This window comes from Streptomyces sp. NPDC058401, assembly GCF_042722885.1.
Classification (GTDB): Bacteria; Actinomycetota; Actinomycetes; order Streptomycetales; family Streptomycetaceae; genus Streptomyces.
Map to the genome: position 1 here is coordinate 30,605 of NZ_JBHXKA010000026.1, position 15,380 is coordinate 45,984.

Genomic DNA, 15,380 nt, shown 5'->3' on the forward strand with positions numbered 1-15,380 from the left:
TGCCACCCCCTATCTCCCGTTTCTGGCGTACTCGTTTGGGCGGGCGCCCCGCGGTATACGAACCCCCGCGTTTTGGCCGTCGGCGCGCCGGAGGTTTGACCGGCCCGCCACCGGAAGGGGTGAAGAGTCGTAACTTTCCCGTACGGTTCGCGTTCGAGCACGCTAAGAACTAGGTGGAGCGCCTCAACGCGATCCCGCGAGCACCTCTCCGGGACGGCGCCGGCCGAGCCGGCGGGCGGCGGCCAGGGCCGGATCGAGGGACGGTACGGCGGCCAGCAGCTCCCGGGTGTAGGCGTGGACCGGCCGGTCGTAGACCTCGTCGACGGGGCCCTCCTCCACGATCACCCCGCCCCGCATGACCGCGACCCGGTCGCTGACCTGACGCACCACCGCGAGGTCGTGCGCGATGAAGACCAGTGCGATGCCGAGCTCCCGCTGGAGTTCGGCCAGCAGGGCGGTGACCTGCGCTTGCGTGGTCACGTCGAGGGCCGAGACGGGCTCGTCGCAGACGATCAGCCGGGGCCGGGGCGCGAGGGCCCGGGCGATGCCGACGCGCTGGCGCTGGCCTCCGCTGAACTCGTGCGGGTACCGGTCGTAGTGGGCCTCCTCCAGGCCGACGCGGACCAGCAGTTCGCCGACCCGGTCGCGGACGGCCCGCCGGTCCTTCTCCCCCGCCGTGCGCAGCGGGTCCGCGATGGATTCGCCGATCGAGCGGCGCGGGTTGAGCGAGGACACCGGGTCCTGGAACACCATCTGCACCCCGGGCACCAGCCCGGCGCTCTCCGCCCCGTCCCGCCGGATCTGCCCGGAGGTGGGCTCCAGCAGCCCGACGAGCATCCGACCGAGCGTGCTCTTGCCGCTGCCGCTCTCCCCGACGATCCCCAGCGTCTCCCCGGCGCGCACGAGCACCGACACCCCACCCACGGCCTCCACCCGCCGCTTCCCCCGCCCGAACTCCTTCCGCAGCGAAAACGCCTCGACGACGGGCACATCCAGCGGCGCCACCTCCAGCCTCGCCCGGGGCACTTTCAGCCCCGCCGGCGTTTGAGGCGCGGGGTCCGGGGCGGAGCCCCGATCTCTGGCCTCAGCCAAATCCAGCCCCGCCGGCGTTTGAGGCGCGGGCACGGGCAGCGCCCGTACAGCCCCCGGCCAGGGCACCCGCACCGCGTCCAGCCGCGGCACCGCCGCCAGCAGGGCCGCGGTGTACGGATCGGCCGGAGCCGACAGCACGGACCCGACCGGGCCCCGCTCGACGACACCCCCGTCCCGCATCACCAGCACCGCGTCCACGTTCTCCGCCGCCACGCCCACGTCGTGGGTGACCAGCAGCAGTCCGAGCCCGCGTTCCTCCCGCAGCCCGTGCAGCAGGTCGAGGATCTGTGCCTGGACGGTGACGTCCAGCGCCGTGGTCGGCTCGTCCGCGATCAGGAGCTGCGGCTCGCACGCCAACGCCATGGCGATCAGGGCCCGTTGCCGCATGCCGCCGCTGAACTCGTGCGGCCGTGCCCGGGAGCGGCGCGCCGCGTCGGGTATGCCCACCCGGTCCAGCACCTCCACGGCCCGGGCCCGGGCCGCACGACGCGTCACGGCGGCGTGCACCCGGTACACCTCGGCGATCTGGTCGCCGATGGCGTAGTACGGGTCCAGGGAGCTCAGCGGGTCCTGGAAGACCATCGCGGCGACGGCCCCGCGGAGCTCCCGGAGCTCTGCCGGGCTCGCCGCGCCCACGTCGGTGCCGCCGACCCGGACGGTGCCGCCGAGACGTGCTCCGGTCCCGTGGTGCAGCCCCAACAGGGCTGCCGCGACGGTGGATTTGCCGCTTCCGGACTCCCCCACGATGCCCAGGGCGCGGCCGGGCTCCAGGGTGAAGGACACCCCGTCCACGGCCCGTACGTACTCCCCCGGCCGGCCGACCGGGAAGTCGACGGTGAGGCCGGTGACGTCCACCAGCGGTGCGTGCGTCATGCCAGAACCACCCTTCGGTCCGCGACGGCGTACAGCAGGTCGGCGATGACCCCGGCGAGCACGACGGCCGCGCCGATGGAGAGCACCACGCCCACCACGACGGGCAGGTCCACGACCCGTACGCCGTCGATGAGGGTCTTGCCGAGCCCGGGGATCCCGAACAGCGACTCGGTCAGTACGGCGCCGCCGATCATCGTGCCGAAGTCCACGGCGCTGAGTGCGATCACCGGGGCGACCGCGCCCCGCACGGCGTGCCGGGTCACGATGGCCCGCTCCCCGACCCCGTAGGCGCGGAAGGTGCGGATGTGGTCCTCGGCGAGCGTCTCCAGGATGGAACTGCGGCTCAGCCGGGCGTACTTGGCGCTCTCGAAGAAGCCGAGGGTGACCCAGGGCAGCAGCATGTTCCACGCCCACTGCTCGGGATCGTCGCCGAGCGGTACGTACGTGGGGAAGGGCAGCCACTGGAGGTAGGCGCAGACGGCCATGAGCAGCAGCAGCCCGAGGATGAAGACGGGGGTGCCGGTGGCGGCGAGGGTGAGCACGGTCAGGGCCCGCTCGGTGAGCCCGCCGCGGCGCAGCGCGGAGAGCAGTCCGGTGCCGACGCCGATCACGAGCCAGATCACCAGGGCGCCCAGGGCCAGCGACAGGGTGGCGGGGAGCCGTTGCAGCAGCAGCTCGGTGACCTGCTGGTCGTTCTGGTACGAGAATCCCAGGCAGGGTGCGTCGCAGTGCAGGACGAGCCCGGCGCCGCCGGAGTAGTCCCGGCCGGCCAGCAGTCCCTGGAGGAACTTCAGGTACTGCGAGACGGTCGATTCGTTCAGCCCGAGCTGTTCGCGCACCTGGGCGATCTGCGCCGGGTTGCAGCGCTCTCCGCAGGCGAGCCGGGCGGCGTCGCCGGGGACGAGGTAGAAGAGTGCGTAGATCACGACGGACAGGGTGAGCAGCACGAGCAGTGCGCCGCCGGTCCGTTTGAGCACGAAGCGGGTCACGCCTTGCGCTCCTTTCTGGTGCCGACCCGCAGCCGCGAGTCCTCGCGCGGGTCGAGGGCCGTGCGGACGGCGTCGCCGAGCACGGTGAAGGCGAGCACGGTGACGAAGAGCAGCCCGGCGGGGAGCAGCACGTAGGCGGGGTCGGCGCGGAACCAGGTCTGGGCGCTGGAGAGCATCTGCCCCCACGAGGGGGTGGGCGGCTTCACGCCGACGCCGAGGAAGGACAGGGAGGCCTCGACCACCATGGCGGTCGGGACCTTGATCGCGGCGAGGGTGATGACGGGCGCGGCCAGCGAGGGCAGCAGCTCGCGGCGGGCGATCCGCAGGGTGCCGCTGCCGGAGAGCCGGGCGGCGTCCACGAAGTCCAGCTCCTTGAGGGAGAGGGTCTGGGCGCGGACCATCCGGGCGAGGCCGCCCCAGTCGAGGAGTCCGATGACGAGGATCAGCAGCAGCGGCCGGGGGAAGCCGGGCGGGACGACGGCGGTGAGGGCGATGGCGATCACCAGCATGGGCAGGGCGATCATCACGTCGGTGACCCGGCTGACGAGCTGGCCGGCGAACCGGCCGCCGAGGGCCGCGGCCAGCCCGACGCCGACCCCGACGAGCACCTGGACGACGGTGGCGCCGAGTGCGACGAGCAGTGAGATCCGGGCCCCGTAGAGCAGCCGGACGAACAGGTCGCGGCCGGTGCCCGGTTCGACGCCGAGCCAGTGCTCGCCCGAGATCCCGCCGAAGGAGCCGAGCGGGACGCCCCCTCGTGCGGAGTCGACGAGGTCATCGTGGTAGGCGTTCGGGTCCTGGCCGGTGAGGTGCGCGAACAGCGGCGCGGCGAGGGCGAGGAGGACGAGGAGCAGCAGGACGGCGGCCGCCGCCACGGCCGAGGGCCGGGTCCGCAGCCGCCGCCAGACCTGCCGCCCGGCGCCCGGGCCCGGGGCGATGACCCCGGGCCCGGCCGCCGACTGCTGGGCGAGGAGCGTCACTTGACCGAGACCTGCGAAATGTCGAGGACGCCGGTCCAGTCGCTGATGACGACGTTCTTGACTTCCTTGCCGACGAGCCGCTTGTAGACCGGGTGGAAGAGCGGGACGTCGAGCGCCTGCTCACCGATCTTCTTGTCGAGGGCGCCCCAGCGCTTGCCGGCCGCCGCGAGGTCGGTCAGCTTGGCGATCTCGTCGATCTCGGTGTTCACGGCCGGGTCGTTGAGCTGCGCGTGGTTGTAGTTGGTGCCGTTGGTGACGATCTGCCGGCCGTCGTAGATCGGGGCGAGGAAGGGTGCGCCGGACGGCCAGTCGGCGCCCCAGCGGGAGAGGAAGAAGCCGGGGGTGTTCTTGACGTCCCAGCGCTTCTCGTTGAAGGCGTTGTTCTCCAGTCCCTCCAGCTTGACGGTGATCCCGGCGGCGGCGAGCGCCTGCTGCACGGCGGTGGCCACCTCGGGGCTGGTCTGCCGGTTCTGGGCGTTGGAGTGGGTGAGCGTGATGGTCAGCCCGTCCTTGAAGCCCGCCTCGGCCAGCACTTCCTTGGCCTTGGCCGGGTCTCCGGTCTTGCCGGCCGGGAAGTGGTCGTACGGGGCGAAGCCGAAGGCCTCCTGCTCGGGCAGGAAGGTGGTGGCGGGTTCGGCGAGGGCGGAGCCGCCGGCCGCGTTGATCACGCTGGTCCGGTTGATCGCGTAGGAGATCGCCTGGCGGACCTTCGGGTTGTCGAAGGGGGCGACCTTCGGGTTGAAGGCGAGGTAGTTGACGTAGCCGAAGTGGCCGGTGCCGACGCGCCCGCCCAGCTCCTTGTTGTCGCCGATCTGCGCGAGCTCGGCCGGGCCGAGGTTCGTGTCGGTGGTGACGGCGGCCGCGTCGGGGCCGGAGCTGGTGGACAGGCGCTGGTTGATGACCGCCGCGTCGAGCCCGGAGCGGACGTCGATCTTGTCCGGGTAGGCCTTGCGCTCCTCGTCGGTCTTCTCGTCCCAGTTCTCGTTGCGCTCCAGGGAGAGGTGTTCGCCGTCGTTCTCGTTCTTGACGACCTTGTACGGGCCGGAGGAGACCGGGTGCTCCTCGTACTTGACCCCGGTGTCCTTGGCCTTGGGTACGGGCGCGAACTGCGTCTGCGTGGCGAGGAAGGGGAACTCCCCCTCGGGCTTGCGGAGTTTGAAGACGATCGTCTTCGCGTCGGGCACGACGATCGAGTCGAGGCCCTTGCCGCCGTCCTTGTACGGGCCCTCGTACGTCTCCCCGCCGACCAGCCAGTCGCGCAGGTACGGGGCTCCGCCCGACAGCTCGGCGGCGAAGGACCGCTCGATGCCGTACTTGATGTCGGCGCTGGTGATCGGCGAGCCGTCCTCGTACTTCAGCCCGTCCTTGAGCGTGTACGTCCACTCGGTGGCGTCGGCGTTGGGCTTGCCGAGGTCGGTGGCCAGGTCGGGCACCACCTTGGCGCCGGCCGGGCCCGCCTCGCGGTTGCGGGTGGTGAGCGTGCGGAAGACGAGCGAGGGGACGTTGCCGCCGCCGGAGGTGTACAGGCGGGCCGGGTCGAAGTCGCTCTGCGGCTCGTTGTTGAGGACGGTCAGGGTGCCGCCCTTCTGCGGGGCGGCGCCGGAGGCGCCCGGCTTGTCACCGGCGGAGGCCTTGTCCGTGCCGTCCGTGGGCCCGCAGGCGGCGGCGCCCCCGGCCAGAACGACGCTGACGGCGACCGCGGCCACGCGGCGCGATATGAGGGACTGACGGGCCATGGGAAAAGGGACCTCTCGGCGTGAAGGGAGATGCGGAAAAGGCCACGCGAGGGGCAGCGGTCCACGTCGGCGCGGTCGGCGGCGTGCCGACGGCGGGGACGGAGGAACGAAGAACGCCGCACCTGCGGGCTGGAAGCCCCGGGCGCGGCGGAACGACGGAGAAAACCGGAAGTCGCGCGCTCAGGGAGGCGTCAGCGACAGAAGATGTCGGCCACGCTGTGCGCGGTCACACCAAGCAGCGCCAGCTCAATGGCGGCGCTCGCGGCGGTGGTGTGGATGTGCGACATGCGGAGAACAATGACCGACCATCGAACATTTTGTCAAAGCCGTATATCAACTCCCGGGATACACCCAGGGGTTGGGCTTGCACTGGATTCCGTTGATGTCCAGGGACTTCGTCTGCTGCTGCATGATCGGGGCGAGGGCGCCCGGGGTCTGGCAGCTCACGTGGCCGTGGCCGAGCCGGTGGCCGACCTCGTGGTTGATGAGCATCTGCCGGTAGGCGAACATCTGGTCCGGGCCGAACGTCACCGAGCCCTGCGCCCAGCGGTACGCGTTGATCATCACGCGGTCGGTCGACGCGGAGTCGCAGGAGACGTTGTCGATGGTGGTGTCGAGCCCGGACTTCTTGCACCAGACGCCGGTGGTCCCCGGGCTGGCGAGCGTGATCACGAAGTCGGCCTCGCCGCCCGGCACCCGCTCGAAGGTCTTCGTGCCGCCGTGGCCCCAGCTCCGGTCGTCGTTCAGCGTCCGGTGCACGGCCTCGGCGAACAGCTGCGGATCCAGGCCGAGTCCCTGCTCCACGTCGACGCGGTAGCGGACCACCTTCCCCTTGCCGGGGGCCTGCGCCACGCCGGGCACGGTGTCGAAGGCACCGGGACCCTTCAGCTTCTCGTCGATCGGGAACTGCTGCGCCATCTTCTGGTCGTACGAGAGCTCCGGCGCGGCCTGGAGCGCCGCGGAGGCGTCCGGGGTGGGCCGGCCGTCGGACCGGGAGGCGGCGGAGTTGCCCTGCGCGGTGTGGCTGTTGCCCTCGTCGGCGGCGCGCAGGGTGTTCTTGCCGTTGTCGCTCTCGGAGGCCGCCTGGCCGGCGACGACGACGGCGAGCGCGACGGTGAGGGCCGCGGCGGCCATCCCGGCGTACGTGCGGCCCTTGCCGCCGCGCCCGGCGGCGGGCAGTGCCTCCACCGGCTCGGCGGCGGGGGCGGTGACCGGCGTGCGGGGCGCGGGGATCCGGCGGTGCGAACCGCTGGCGGTGAAGGCGTCCTCGGGGAAGCCCCCGCCGGGGACCGGAACCGGGACCGGGACCGGGCGGTGCGGGCCCGTCGTCGCGAAGGCGTCCTCGGTCACCGTGACCCGGCGGTGCGAGCCCGTCGCGGTCATCGGGGAGTCCAGGCGGACCTGCGGGAAGCCGACCGCGGGGGTGCCGAAGGCCGGGGTGTCGTAGACCGGTGCCTCGTAGACCGGGGTGCCGTAGGCGGGGCTGTCGTAGGCGGGGCCGTCGTGGACCCGCGAGTCGTGGACCGGGGTGTCGTGGACCGGGGAATCGTGGAGCGGGCTGTCGTGGACCGGGGCCGCGGGCCGGGTGCGCGGGGCCCCGCGCCAGTCCCCGTAGGCCGCGCCGGTACCGGCGGCGGCGCCCCAGGCGCCGCCGGGCTCGTGCTGTTCGGGGTGTCCGCCGCGCGCGCCGGACACCGGCTCGCGGCGCGGCGGGGCCGCGTACCCGCGGGGGGCGGCGGCCGGCTCGGCCCACCCGGCCGGGGCGGCGGCGGTCCGGGCGCCGGCCTGTTCGGCCGGCTGCGGATGGCCTGAGCCGGGGCCCGGAGCCTGGCCGGACTCCTTGCGACTATGTCGTCCCACGTCGTCAGCCCTTGCCGTCCTCGTCGGTGTTCACGATGTGCTCCTGCGCGGCCGGTTCCGGCACGGCCGGGTCCGCTGCGCCCGGTTCCGGCTCGGCGCCGTGCCCGTGGGCGGTGGCGTCCAGCAGCTCCCGGAAGGCGGCCGCGACCACCTCGGGGTACTCCATCATCGCCACGTGCCCCGCCTCCGGGAGGCACAGCAGCCGCGAACCCCGGTAGGCCGCGGCGGCCTTGCGCGCCAAACGGTACGAGACGAGCTGGTCCCGGCCACCGTAGACCAACAGGGTCGGTGCGAGCACCCGCTGCGCCTGGCGCCACAGTCCGTGCTGGCCGCCGAGGGTGTACGCGTCGACGATGCCGCGCGAGGAACGGGTCATCGCATCCCAGAAGTACGGCAGTGCGAGCCGCCGTTCCATTTCCTCGACGGCCGCCTCGAACGCTTCGGGAGTCACCCGCGAGGGGTCTCCGTAGCAGAGGTCCGTCACCCCCCGGGTGCGCTGCTCGGCGCTCATGCCGCGGGTGAGCCGGTCGAGGAACCCGGCCATGCCGGGCACGGCGAGCAGCGCGGTCGGCACGGCCGACTTCTGCACGCGCAGTTCGGGCAGCGCCGGGGAGACCAGCGTCAACGTGCGCACCAGGTCGGGCCGGACGGCCGCGACCCGGGTGGAGACGGCCCCGCCGAGGGAGTTGCCGAACAGGTGCACCGGTCCGCGTCCGGCGGCGTCCAGGTGACGGATGACGGCGCGGGCGAGCCCGGTGATCGAGTAGTCCCGGTCGGCGGGCGGCGGGGACCAGCCGAAGCCGGGCAGGTCCAGGGCCTCGCCGTCGACGGAATCGGCCAGCCGCGCCATGAGCGCGGACCAGTTCTGCGAGGAACCGCCGAGCCCGTGGACGAACAGCGCGGCCGGCAGGCCGGCACGGAGCGCGGGGCGTACCCGTACGTTCATTTCCAGCCCGGGCAGCCGGTCGGTGCGCAGCTGCTCACCTTCGGCCAGCCGCACGGCTCCCACCTGGGAGGACTGGCCGGAAGACGAGGGGTCGGCGGACCGTACACCCGGCAGCTCGGTCGAAGACATGGGGCAATGTTACGAGACGATCACGCAGGTCCTCTTGTGTTCGCCGTCACAGATGCTTGCGGAGCTGCCTAGCGGGGTACGCGCGATCCTCCTAGGCTCGTAAGTGGAAAGGGGAGTTCCATGACTGTCGACCCTGCGGAACCGGACACCTTCCAGTCGGAGCGGCCGGAAGCCCTCGACGTGGAAGCCCCCGAGGCGGACGCGGCGGAGCAGAACACGGAGCTGAATCCGGTCGGGGACGATCCGCTCACCCCCGTCGGCCAGCGCGAAGCCTCCGACGCGGACGCGGCCGAGCAGACCCGGGTGGTGAACCTGGACGAGGACGAATACCGCTGAGCCAGCGCTGACCAGCATCTCCGGTGGGTGACCGGCGGTCCGTACCGCGAGAAAACTCGGCTTGAACCCTCCAGATTCGGTTACCGAAAAGTACGATGGCCGCGCGGCGCAAGGCGCACTGTGTTCTAGAGAAAGTGGGAGGCGGCGTGACAGCCATCGAGCAGACCGAGGCAGCGCGTCCGCGGGGCACGCGACTTCCGCGCCGGGCCCGGCGCAACCAGCTCCTGGGCGCCGCCCAGGAGGTCTTCGTCGCGCAGGGTTACCACGCGGCGGCCATGGACGACATCGCGGAGCGTGCCGGAGTCAGCAAGCCGGTGCTCTACCAGCACTTCCCCGGCAAGCTCGACCTCTACCTGGCGCTCCTGGACCAGCACTGCGAGTCCCTGCTGCTCGCCGTGCGCACCGCGCTCGCGTCGACGAACGACAACAAGATGCGCGTCGCCGCGACGATGGACGCGTACTTCGCGTACGTCGAGGACGAGGGCGGCGCCTTCCGGCTCGTCTTCGAGTCGGACCTGACGAACGAGCCGGCGGTGCGCGAGCGCGTCGACCGCGTCTCGCTGCAGTGTGCCGAGGCCATCTCGGACGTCATCGCCGAGGACACCGGCCTGTCGAAGGACGAGTCGATGCTGCTGGCCGTGGCCCTGGGCGGGGTCTCGCAGGTCGTGGCCCGGTACTGGCTGTCGAGCGAGAGCCCGGTCGCCCGTGACACCGCGGTGGGTCTGCTGACCTCCCTCGCGTGGCGCGGAATCGCCGGTTTCCCGCTGCACCCGACGGACGTCTGAGCGGCGCCGGCCCGGGTTTCCGGGCCGGTCCCGGCGGTCCCCGCCGGTCTGACCGGCGGCTGTTCGCTGCGAGCGTTTTCGCCGCGCGGCGGACACGTCCCCTCTCCGGGCTAATGTGGACCGGGTAACGGCGCGGCTGATCGCGCGAACCGGACCGTCGGAGGGACAAGGCCGTGGAGGTCAAGATCGGCGTGCAGCACGCACCCCGGGAGATCGTGCTCGAGAGCGACCTGAGTGCCGAGGAGCTGGAGAGCATCGTCACCGCCGCCCTGTCCGGCTCGGCGCCGCTGCTGAGCCTCACGGACAACAAGGGCCGCAAGGTCCTGGTGCCGTCCGAGCGTCTGTCGTACGTCGACCTGGGCGAGCCCAGCGTGCGCAAGGTCGGCTTCGGCACTCTCTGAGCCAGAAGCACCCGGCAACACCCAGAAGTACCGAGAACGGCCCGGTGGAGGACTCCGCCGGGCCGTTTCCGTTTCCTCCGCTTCGGGTAGGAGCGGTGTAGGACACGCTCCCGGTACGCCCCGGTACGCCCGACGTTCGAGAGGAACCCCCATGCTGCTGATCGAGGCGCTCGGCTCCGCTCTCCTGGGCCTCGCCCTGGCCGGAGTGGCCGTCCGTGTGCTCGGCCCGCGGCTGCCGTCCTCGCGGGCGGTGCTGGTGAGCGGAGTGGCGGGCGCCCTCTTCGGTGCCTATCTGACGCACACCGCGCTGGGCCCCGGGCACAACACCCTGTTCGCGACCCTGATCGGCGGCGCGCTGGTCTCGATGGTGGTCCTGTCCCTGCTGTTGCGGCCCGCCGGCCGGACTGCGAGGCCGCCCCGCCGGGCTCCGTTTTCGGTTCCGACGCGGGGCTAGACGGCCCCACTGAGCCCCGCTGAGCTCCAATGAACCCCACTGCCAGACGCTGACAGACGCAGGTCGGCCCCCGTGCGATGCTCCGCGCGGGGGCCGACGTACGTCCCGGGGCCCGCGTTACGCCGCGAGGCCCAGGGCCGCCATGCGCTTGGTGTGCGCCTTGGTGATCCGGGTGAACATCTCGCCGACGGCCGCCAGGTCGAAACCGGCCGCCATCCCGTCGACTCCGCCGACCAGCATGGTGGAGAGCGCGTCGCGCTCGGCGACCACGCGCTGCGCCTGCGACAGCGCCTCGCCCATCAGCCGGCGGGCCCACAGCGCGAGCCGGCCGCCGCAGCGCGGGTCGGCCTCGATGGCGGCGCGCACCTTCTCGACGGCGAAGCCGCCGTGGCCGGTGTCGTCGAGCACGCTCACGACTAGCCCTCGGGTGTCGGTGTCCAGGTGGGTGGCCACCTCGCGGTAGAAGTCACTGGCGATGGAGTCGCCGACGTACGCCTTGACCAGGCCCTCCAGCCAGTCCGACGGGGCGGTCTGGCGGTGGAAGTCGTCGACGCCCTTCGCGAAGGGCTCCATCGCGGCGGTGGCGTCCTCGTCGATCGCGGCGAGCCGGTCGCTCAGGCGCTCGAAGTGGTGGAACTCGGCGGAGGCCATCTTCGCGAGCTCGGCCTTGTCCCCGAGGGTGGGCGCGAGCTTCGCGTCCTCCGCGAGGCGTTCGAAGGCCGCGAGTTCGCCGTACGCGAGCGCCCCGAGGAGATCCACCACGGCGGCCCGGTACTGCGGCGAGGCGGAGGCCGTGGCCCAGTCCTGGGCGGCGATACCGGCCGCCTCGGCGGGGGCGCTTTCGTCGGCGGGCGATGCGTTTTCAACGGTCGACATGCACCGCACAATAGCTCGCCGAAAGGCACCGTGAACCACCTGCTCAGTCCACGTAAACGCGCCTACCTGGTGAATTCACCCGACACAGCTGCGAGATTCCGGGGTACAGTGGTAATGCGCCTGCCGAACACTCGGCGGGCCATCCGAATGAGGATGCCCGGTCGGTGGCCCGATCGGCTCCACCCGACCGCCCTCGGCGTGATGCGTACGTTCATACGTACCGCCTCCCACGAGGGGCCCCCTCAGCGGCATAAAGCGCCTGAGCGATGGCTCGTGGTCCCGCGCAGCTTCGTACGTACGTAGTAGTACTGCAAGCCCGGCACGGTACGACCCCCTTCGCCGCCTCGCGCCGCGTCTCACAGAAGAGGCAGCACCCTGACTACGTTCCGAGACCTCGGGATCTTTCCCGAGACGGCCGAAGCCCTTGAGGCCGTCGGCATTGTGTCCCCCTTCCCGATCCAGGAGATGACCCTCCCCGTCGCCATGTCCGGCACGGACGTCATCGGCCAGGCCAAGACCGGTACCGGCAAGACGCTCGGTTTCGGTCTCCCCCTGCTGGAGCGCGTCGTCGTCCCCGCGGACGTCGAGGCCGGCCGTTCCACTCCGGAGCAGCTGACCGACGCCCCGCAGGCCCTCGTGGTGGTTCCGACCCGCGAGCTCTGCACCCAGGTCACCAACGACCTCCTCACCGCGGGCAAGGTCCGCAACGTCCGCGTCCTCGCCATATACGGCGGCCGCGCGTACGAGCCGCAGGTCGAGGCGCTCAAGAAGGGCGTCGACGTCATCGTCGGCACCCCGGGCCGCCTGCTCGACCTGGCCGGGCAGAAGAAGCTCGACCTCTCCAAGGTCAAGGCCCTCGTCCTCGACGAGGCCGACGAGATGCTCGACCTGGGCTTCCTGCCCGACGTCGAGCGGATCATGTCCTACCTGCCCGCGAAGCGTCAGACGATGCTGTTCTCGGCGACCATGCCGGGCGCCGTCATCGGACTGGCCCGCCGGTACATGACGCAGCCGACGCACATCCGCGCCGTCTCCGAGGACGGTGAGGGCGCGACCGTCGCCAACACCACGCAGCACGTCTTCCGTGCGCACAACATGGACAAGCCTGAGCTCGTCTCCCGCATCCTGCAGGCCGAAGGCCGCGGGCTCGCCATGATCTTCTGCCGCACCAAGCGCACCGCGGCCGACATCGCCGAGCAGCTCGAAAAGCGCGGCTTCGCCTCCGGCGCCGTCCACGGCGACCTGGGCCAGGGCGCCCGCGAGCAGGCACTGCGCGCCTTCCGCAACGGCAAGGTCGACGTGCTGGTGTGCACCGACGTCGCCGCGCGCGGCATCGATGTCGAGGGCGTCACCCACGTCATCAACTACCAGACGCCCGAGGACGAGAAGACCTTCCTGCACCGCGTGGGCCGCACCGGCCGCGCGGGCAAGAAGGGCATCGCCGTCACCCTGGTCGACTGGGACGACATCCCGCGCTGGCAGCTGATCAACAAGGCGCTGGAGCTCGACTTCCACGACCCGGTGGAGACGTACTCCACGTCCCCGCACCTGTACGAGCAGATGAACATCCCCGCCGGTACCAAGGGTGTCCTGCCGCGCGCCGACCGCACGCGGGCCGGCCTGAAGGCCGAGAACCTGGAAGACCTGGGCGAGACCGGCGGCCGCGGTGGCCGTGGCGGTCGCGACGGCGGCCGTGACGGCGGTCGCGATGCCGGCCGTGACGGCGGACGTGGCCGCGACGGCGGACGTGACGGTGGCCGCGGTGCCGCCGCCCCGGCCGCCGCCGAGGAGCGCACCGCCCGTACCCCGCGCCAGCGCCGCCGCACCCGTGGCGGCTCGGACCACGGCGCCGAGCTCCTGACCCCGGTGACCGCCGAGGCCACCCCGGTCAGCCCGGTCGCCCCGGTCGCTCCCGCGGTCCAGGCCGCCGCGGTCCAGGCTCCGGAGGCTCCGGCCGCCGACGAGGCGCGCAAGCCGCGCCGTCGCCGGACCCGGTCCGCCGCTCCGGCCGCCACCTTCGTCGCCCCGGCGACGGCGCTGGAGCCGCTGGCCCCGTTCGTGGTGGAGCCCGAGCCCGACTTCCAGATGGCCCCGATGGTGGAGCCGGTCCGCGCCCCGCGGAGCAGCTCCTCCCGGAGCAGCGCGCCCCGGAGCAGTGCTCCGCGTGCCCGTGCGCCCCGTAAGGCCGCGGCCGCTCCGGTGGCCGAGGTCGTCGCCCCGGTCGCCCCGGTCGCCGAGGTCATCGCCCAGGCCGCCGTGGTCGAGGCTCCGGCCGCCGCGGTCGCGGTCGCCGAGGAGGCTCCGGTCAAGCCGAAGCGCACCCGGACCCGCAAGGTCGCGGCTGCCGCCCCGGCCGCCGAGGTCGTCGCCGAAGCCGCCGCCCCGGTGGCGGAGGAGGCTCCGGTCAAGCCGAAGCGGACCCGGACCCGCAAGGTCGCGGCCGCCGCCCCGGAGGCTCCGGCCGCCGAGGCCGCCGCTCCGGTCGCCGAGGAGGCTCCGGTCAAGCCGAAGCGCACCCGGACCCGCAAGGCCGTCGCCGCGGTGGAGACCCCGGAGGCGTAACGCCCTTCCCGATGGCCCCGGTCCCCTTTCGAGGGGGCCGGGGCCATCGGCGTACCCGGGGCCCGGCGCAGCTCCCGTACGGGCGTACGGGCCGGTAACCTCGGGCCATGAGCAAGCCGCCGACCCTTACGCTCCCGCCCGCAGCCCGTGCGTACCGGCTGGCCACGGCCCGCGGGGACTTCGCCGTGCACGAGGCCGTGCCCGTCGGGCCGGTCCGCGCCACCGCCCTGCTGGTACCCGGCTACACCGGCAGCAAGGAGGACTTCCTCGGCCTCCTCGGGCCGCTGTCCGCCGCCGGGTACCGGGTGGTCGCCGTCGACGGCCGCGGCCAGCACGAGAGCGGCGGCCCGCGCACGCAGGCCCCGTACGCCCTGACGGAACTGGCGCGCGACGTCCTCGCGCAGACCGCCGCCCTGGGCGCGGCCGGTCCGGTGCACCTGCTGGGGCATTCGCTGGGCGGGCTGATCGTCCGGGCGGCCGTGGTCCGCGATCCGGCCCCGTACGCCAGCCTCACGCTGCTGAGCAGCGGCCCGGGCGCGGTCTGCGCGGACCAGCAGGGCCGTACGAAGCTGCTCGTCTCGGCGCTGGAGGCGATGGGCGACGACATGCCGGCCATCTGGGACGCCATGCGCGCCCTGGATCCGCGCGACGCGCCCGCCGAGGACCCCGCCCTCAAGGCCTTCCTGCGCGCCCGCTGGCTCGGTACCGTCCCCGAGCAGCTGATGGTCACCGGGCGGGCGCTGATCGAGGAGCCGGACCGGATCGACGAGCTCGCCGCCGCGGCGCCCGGGCTGGCGAAGCTGGTGCTGTCCGGGGAGTCGGACCCGGTGTGGCCGGTGTCGGAGATGGACGCGATGGCGCACCGGCTGGGCGCTGCGCGGGTGGTGGTCCCGGGGACGGAACACTCGCCGAACGCCGAGGATCCGGCGGCCGTCGCGGCGGCGCTGGCGGCGTTCTGGGGGGCCTCTGATGGCTCCTCTGGCAGCTCCTCTGGCGGCTCCTCTGACGTCTCCGGTACGCGTTAGTAGTTAGACAAGGAAAAAATTTCCTTAGCGTAGGGAATGTTTGCGGCTTACACTTCGTTAACCCTGTAGAAGGAAGAAACACTGACGAAGGGAGAAGCCCCATGCGCTTCGAGATTCTGCGCCTGGACGACGTCGACGGATCTGCCGTGGACAGCACCGTCGTGGACGCGGCCTCCGTCAACCGGATCGTGCAGCAGGCCGCGGCCGTCGGCCAGCGCCTCCTGATCCGACCGGCTGAGACCGTGTCCAACTGACCGCGTCCACCTGACAGCGGCCGATCGGCCGCGTCCACCCATGTGACGAACGCCCCCGCACCGATCCCGGTGCGGGGGCGTT

General features: G+C 72.4%; 15 protein-coding genes. 7 read left to right on the forward strand and 8 right to left on the reverse strand.

What is annotated here, in order from left to right; genetic code table 11:
• Positions 1–183 precede the first annotated feature (183 nt).
• The 7 genes from ACFWNV_RS12560 to ACFWNV_RS12590 all read right to left on the reverse strand — a co-directional run bounded on the left by ACFWNV_RS12560 (position 184) and on the right by ACFWNV_RS12590 (position 8,605).
• Entirely contained in the window at positions 184–1,965 is a 1,782-nt protein-coding gene (locus ACFWNV_RS12560) for a dipeptide ABC transporter ATP-binding protein (protein WP_383944708.1), read from the reverse strand.
• Positions 1,962–2,954: an ABC transporter permease gene (locus ACFWNV_RS12565; RefSeq protein WP_383944712.1), complete on the reverse strand. Its 993-nt coding sequence runs from the start codon at positions 2,952–2,954 to the stop codon at positions 1,962–1,964. The genes ACFWNV_RS12560 and ACFWNV_RS12565 overlap by 4 nt, the downstream gene beginning before the upstream one ends.
• Positions 2,951–3,934, reverse strand: a complete 984-nt coding sequence (locus ACFWNV_RS12570; protein WP_383944715.1) for an ABC transporter permease — start codon at positions 3,932–3,934, stop codon at positions 2,951–2,953. Before ACFWNV_RS12570 ends, ACFWNV_RS12565 begins: the two co-directional genes overlap by 4 nt.
• A complete protein-coding gene (locus ACFWNV_RS12575; RefSeq protein WP_383944717.1) occupies positions 3,931–5,670 on the reverse strand; it encodes an ABC transporter substrate-binding protein in 1,740 nt (579 codons plus the stop codon). Before ACFWNV_RS12575 ends, ACFWNV_RS12570 begins: the two co-directional genes overlap by 4 nt.
• Positions 5,671–5,861: 191 nt before the next feature.
• Positions 5,862–5,957, reverse strand: coding sequence for an Ms4533A family Cys-rich leader peptide (locus ACFWNV_RS12580; RefSeq protein WP_383944720.1), 96 nt, complete (start codon positions 5,955–5,957; stop codon positions 5,862–5,864).
• 46 nt (positions 5,958–6,003) lie between these two features.
• Positions 6,004–7,530, reverse strand: coding sequence for a DUF3152 domain-containing protein (locus ACFWNV_RS12585; RefSeq protein ID WP_383944723.1), 1,527 nt, complete (start codon positions 7,528–7,530; stop codon positions 6,004–6,006).
• A gap of 4 nt (positions 7,531–7,534) precedes the next feature.
• The gene (locus ACFWNV_RS12590) at positions 7,535–8,605 is read right to left on the reverse strand and encodes an alpha/beta fold hydrolase (protein ID WP_383944726.1); all 1,071 of its coding nucleotides are present in this window, start codon (positions 8,603–8,605) and stop codon (positions 7,535–7,537) included.
• Positions 8,606–8,725: 120 nt separating this feature from the next.
• Between ACFWNV_RS12590 and ACFWNV_RS12595 the strand changes: the two genes are divergently transcribed.
• The 4 genes from ACFWNV_RS12595 (at position 8,726) to ACFWNV_RS12610 (ending at position 10,581) form a co-directional block, all read left to right on the forward strand.
• Positions 8,726–8,941: a hypothetical protein gene (locus ACFWNV_RS12595; RefSeq protein WP_383944729.1), complete on the forward strand. Its 216-nt coding sequence runs from the start codon at positions 8,726–8,728 to the stop codon at positions 8,939–8,941.
• Positions 8,942–9,087: 146 nt separating this feature from the next.
• On the forward strand, positions 9,088–9,726 hold the full coding sequence (locus ACFWNV_RS12600) for a TetR/AcrR family transcriptional regulator (protein WP_250741767.1): 639 nt from the start codon (positions 9,088–9,090) through the stop codon (positions 9,724–9,726).
• A gap of 173 nt (positions 9,727–9,899) precedes the next feature.
• On the forward strand, positions 9,900–10,127 hold the full coding sequence (locus ACFWNV_RS12605) for a DUF3107 domain-containing protein (RefSeq protein ID WP_383944731.1): 228 nt from the start codon (positions 9,900–9,902) through the stop codon (positions 10,125–10,127).
• A 151-nt stretch (positions 10,128–10,278) separates the two neighbouring features.
• On the forward strand, positions 10,279–10,581 hold the full coding sequence (locus ACFWNV_RS12610; protein ID WP_383944734.1) for a hypothetical protein: 303 nt from the start codon (positions 10,279–10,281) through the stop codon (positions 10,579–10,581).
• Between the two features lie 117 nt (positions 10,582–10,698).
• Here ACFWNV_RS12610 and ACFWNV_RS12615 read toward each other — a convergent pair whose 3' ends face one another.
• Complete coding sequence (locus tag ACFWNV_RS12615) at positions 10,699–11,457, reverse strand: ferritin-like fold-containing protein (protein ID WP_383944737.1); 759 nt, start codon at positions 11,455–11,457, stop codon at positions 10,699–10,701.
• Between the two features lie 465 nt (positions 11,458–11,922).
• On the opposite strand from ACFWNV_RS12615, the gene ACFWNV_RS12620 reads away from it, so the two are divergent.
• The 3 genes from ACFWNV_RS12620 (at position 11,923) to ACFWNV_RS12630 (ending at position 15,298) form a co-directional block, all read left to right on the forward strand.
• Complete coding sequence (locus ACFWNV_RS12620) at positions 11,923–14,019, forward strand: DEAD/DEAH box helicase (RefSeq protein WP_383944739.1); 2,097 nt, start codon at positions 11,923–11,925, stop codon at positions 14,017–14,019.
• A 107-nt stretch (positions 14,020–14,126) separates the two neighbouring features.
• Entirely contained in the window at positions 14,127–15,044 is a 918-nt protein-coding gene (locus ACFWNV_RS12625; protein WP_383944741.1) for an alpha/beta fold hydrolase, read from the forward strand.
• Positions 15,045–15,145: 101 nt separating this feature from the next.
• Positions 15,146–15,298: a hypothetical protein gene (locus ACFWNV_RS12630; protein ID WP_383944743.1), complete on the forward strand. Its 153-nt coding sequence runs from the start codon at positions 15,146–15,148 to the stop codon at positions 15,296–15,298.
• Positions 15,299–15,380 lie beyond the last annotated feature (82 nt).

Coding starts and splice junctions, on each gene's coding strand:
- ACFWNV_RS12560 (WP_383944708.1), bottom strand. CDS start 1,965: ATGACGCACGCACCGCTGGTGGACGTCACCGGCCTCACCGTCGACTTC.
- ACFWNV_RS12575 (WP_383944717.1), bottom strand. CDS start 5,670: ATGGCCCGTCAGTCCCTCATATCGCGCCGCGTGGCCGCGGTCGCCGTC.
- ACFWNV_RS12580 (WP_383944720.1), bottom strand. CDS start 5,957: ATGTCGCACATCCACACCACCGCCGCGAGCGCCGCCATTGAGCTGGCG.
- ACFWNV_RS12590 (WP_383944726.1), bottom strand. CDS start 8,605: ATGTCTTCGACCGAGCTGCCGGGTGTACGGTCCGCCGACCCCTCGTCT.
- ACFWNV_RS12595 (WP_383944729.1), top strand. CDS start 8,726: ATGACTGTCGACCCTGCGGAACCGGACACCTTCCAGTCGGAGCGGCCG.
- ACFWNV_RS12610 (WP_383944734.1), top strand. CDS start 10,279: ATGCTGCTGATCGAGGCGCTCGGCTCCGCTCTCCTGGGCCTCGCCCTG.
- ACFWNV_RS12615 (WP_383944737.1), bottom strand. CDS start 11,457: ATGTCGACCGTTGAAAACGCATCGCCCGCCGACGAAAGCGCCCCCGCC.
- ACFWNV_RS12620 (WP_383944739.1), top strand. CDS start 11,923: ATGACCCTCCCCGTCGCCATGTCCGGCACGGACGTCATCGGCCAGGCC.
- ACFWNV_RS12625 (WP_383944741.1), top strand. CDS start 14,127: ATGAGCAAGCCGCCGACCCTTACGCTCCCGCCCGCAGCCCGTGCGTAC.
- ACFWNV_RS12630 (WP_383944743.1), top strand. CDS start 15,146: ATGCGCTTCGAGATTCTGCGCCTGGACGACGTCGACGGATCTGCCGTG.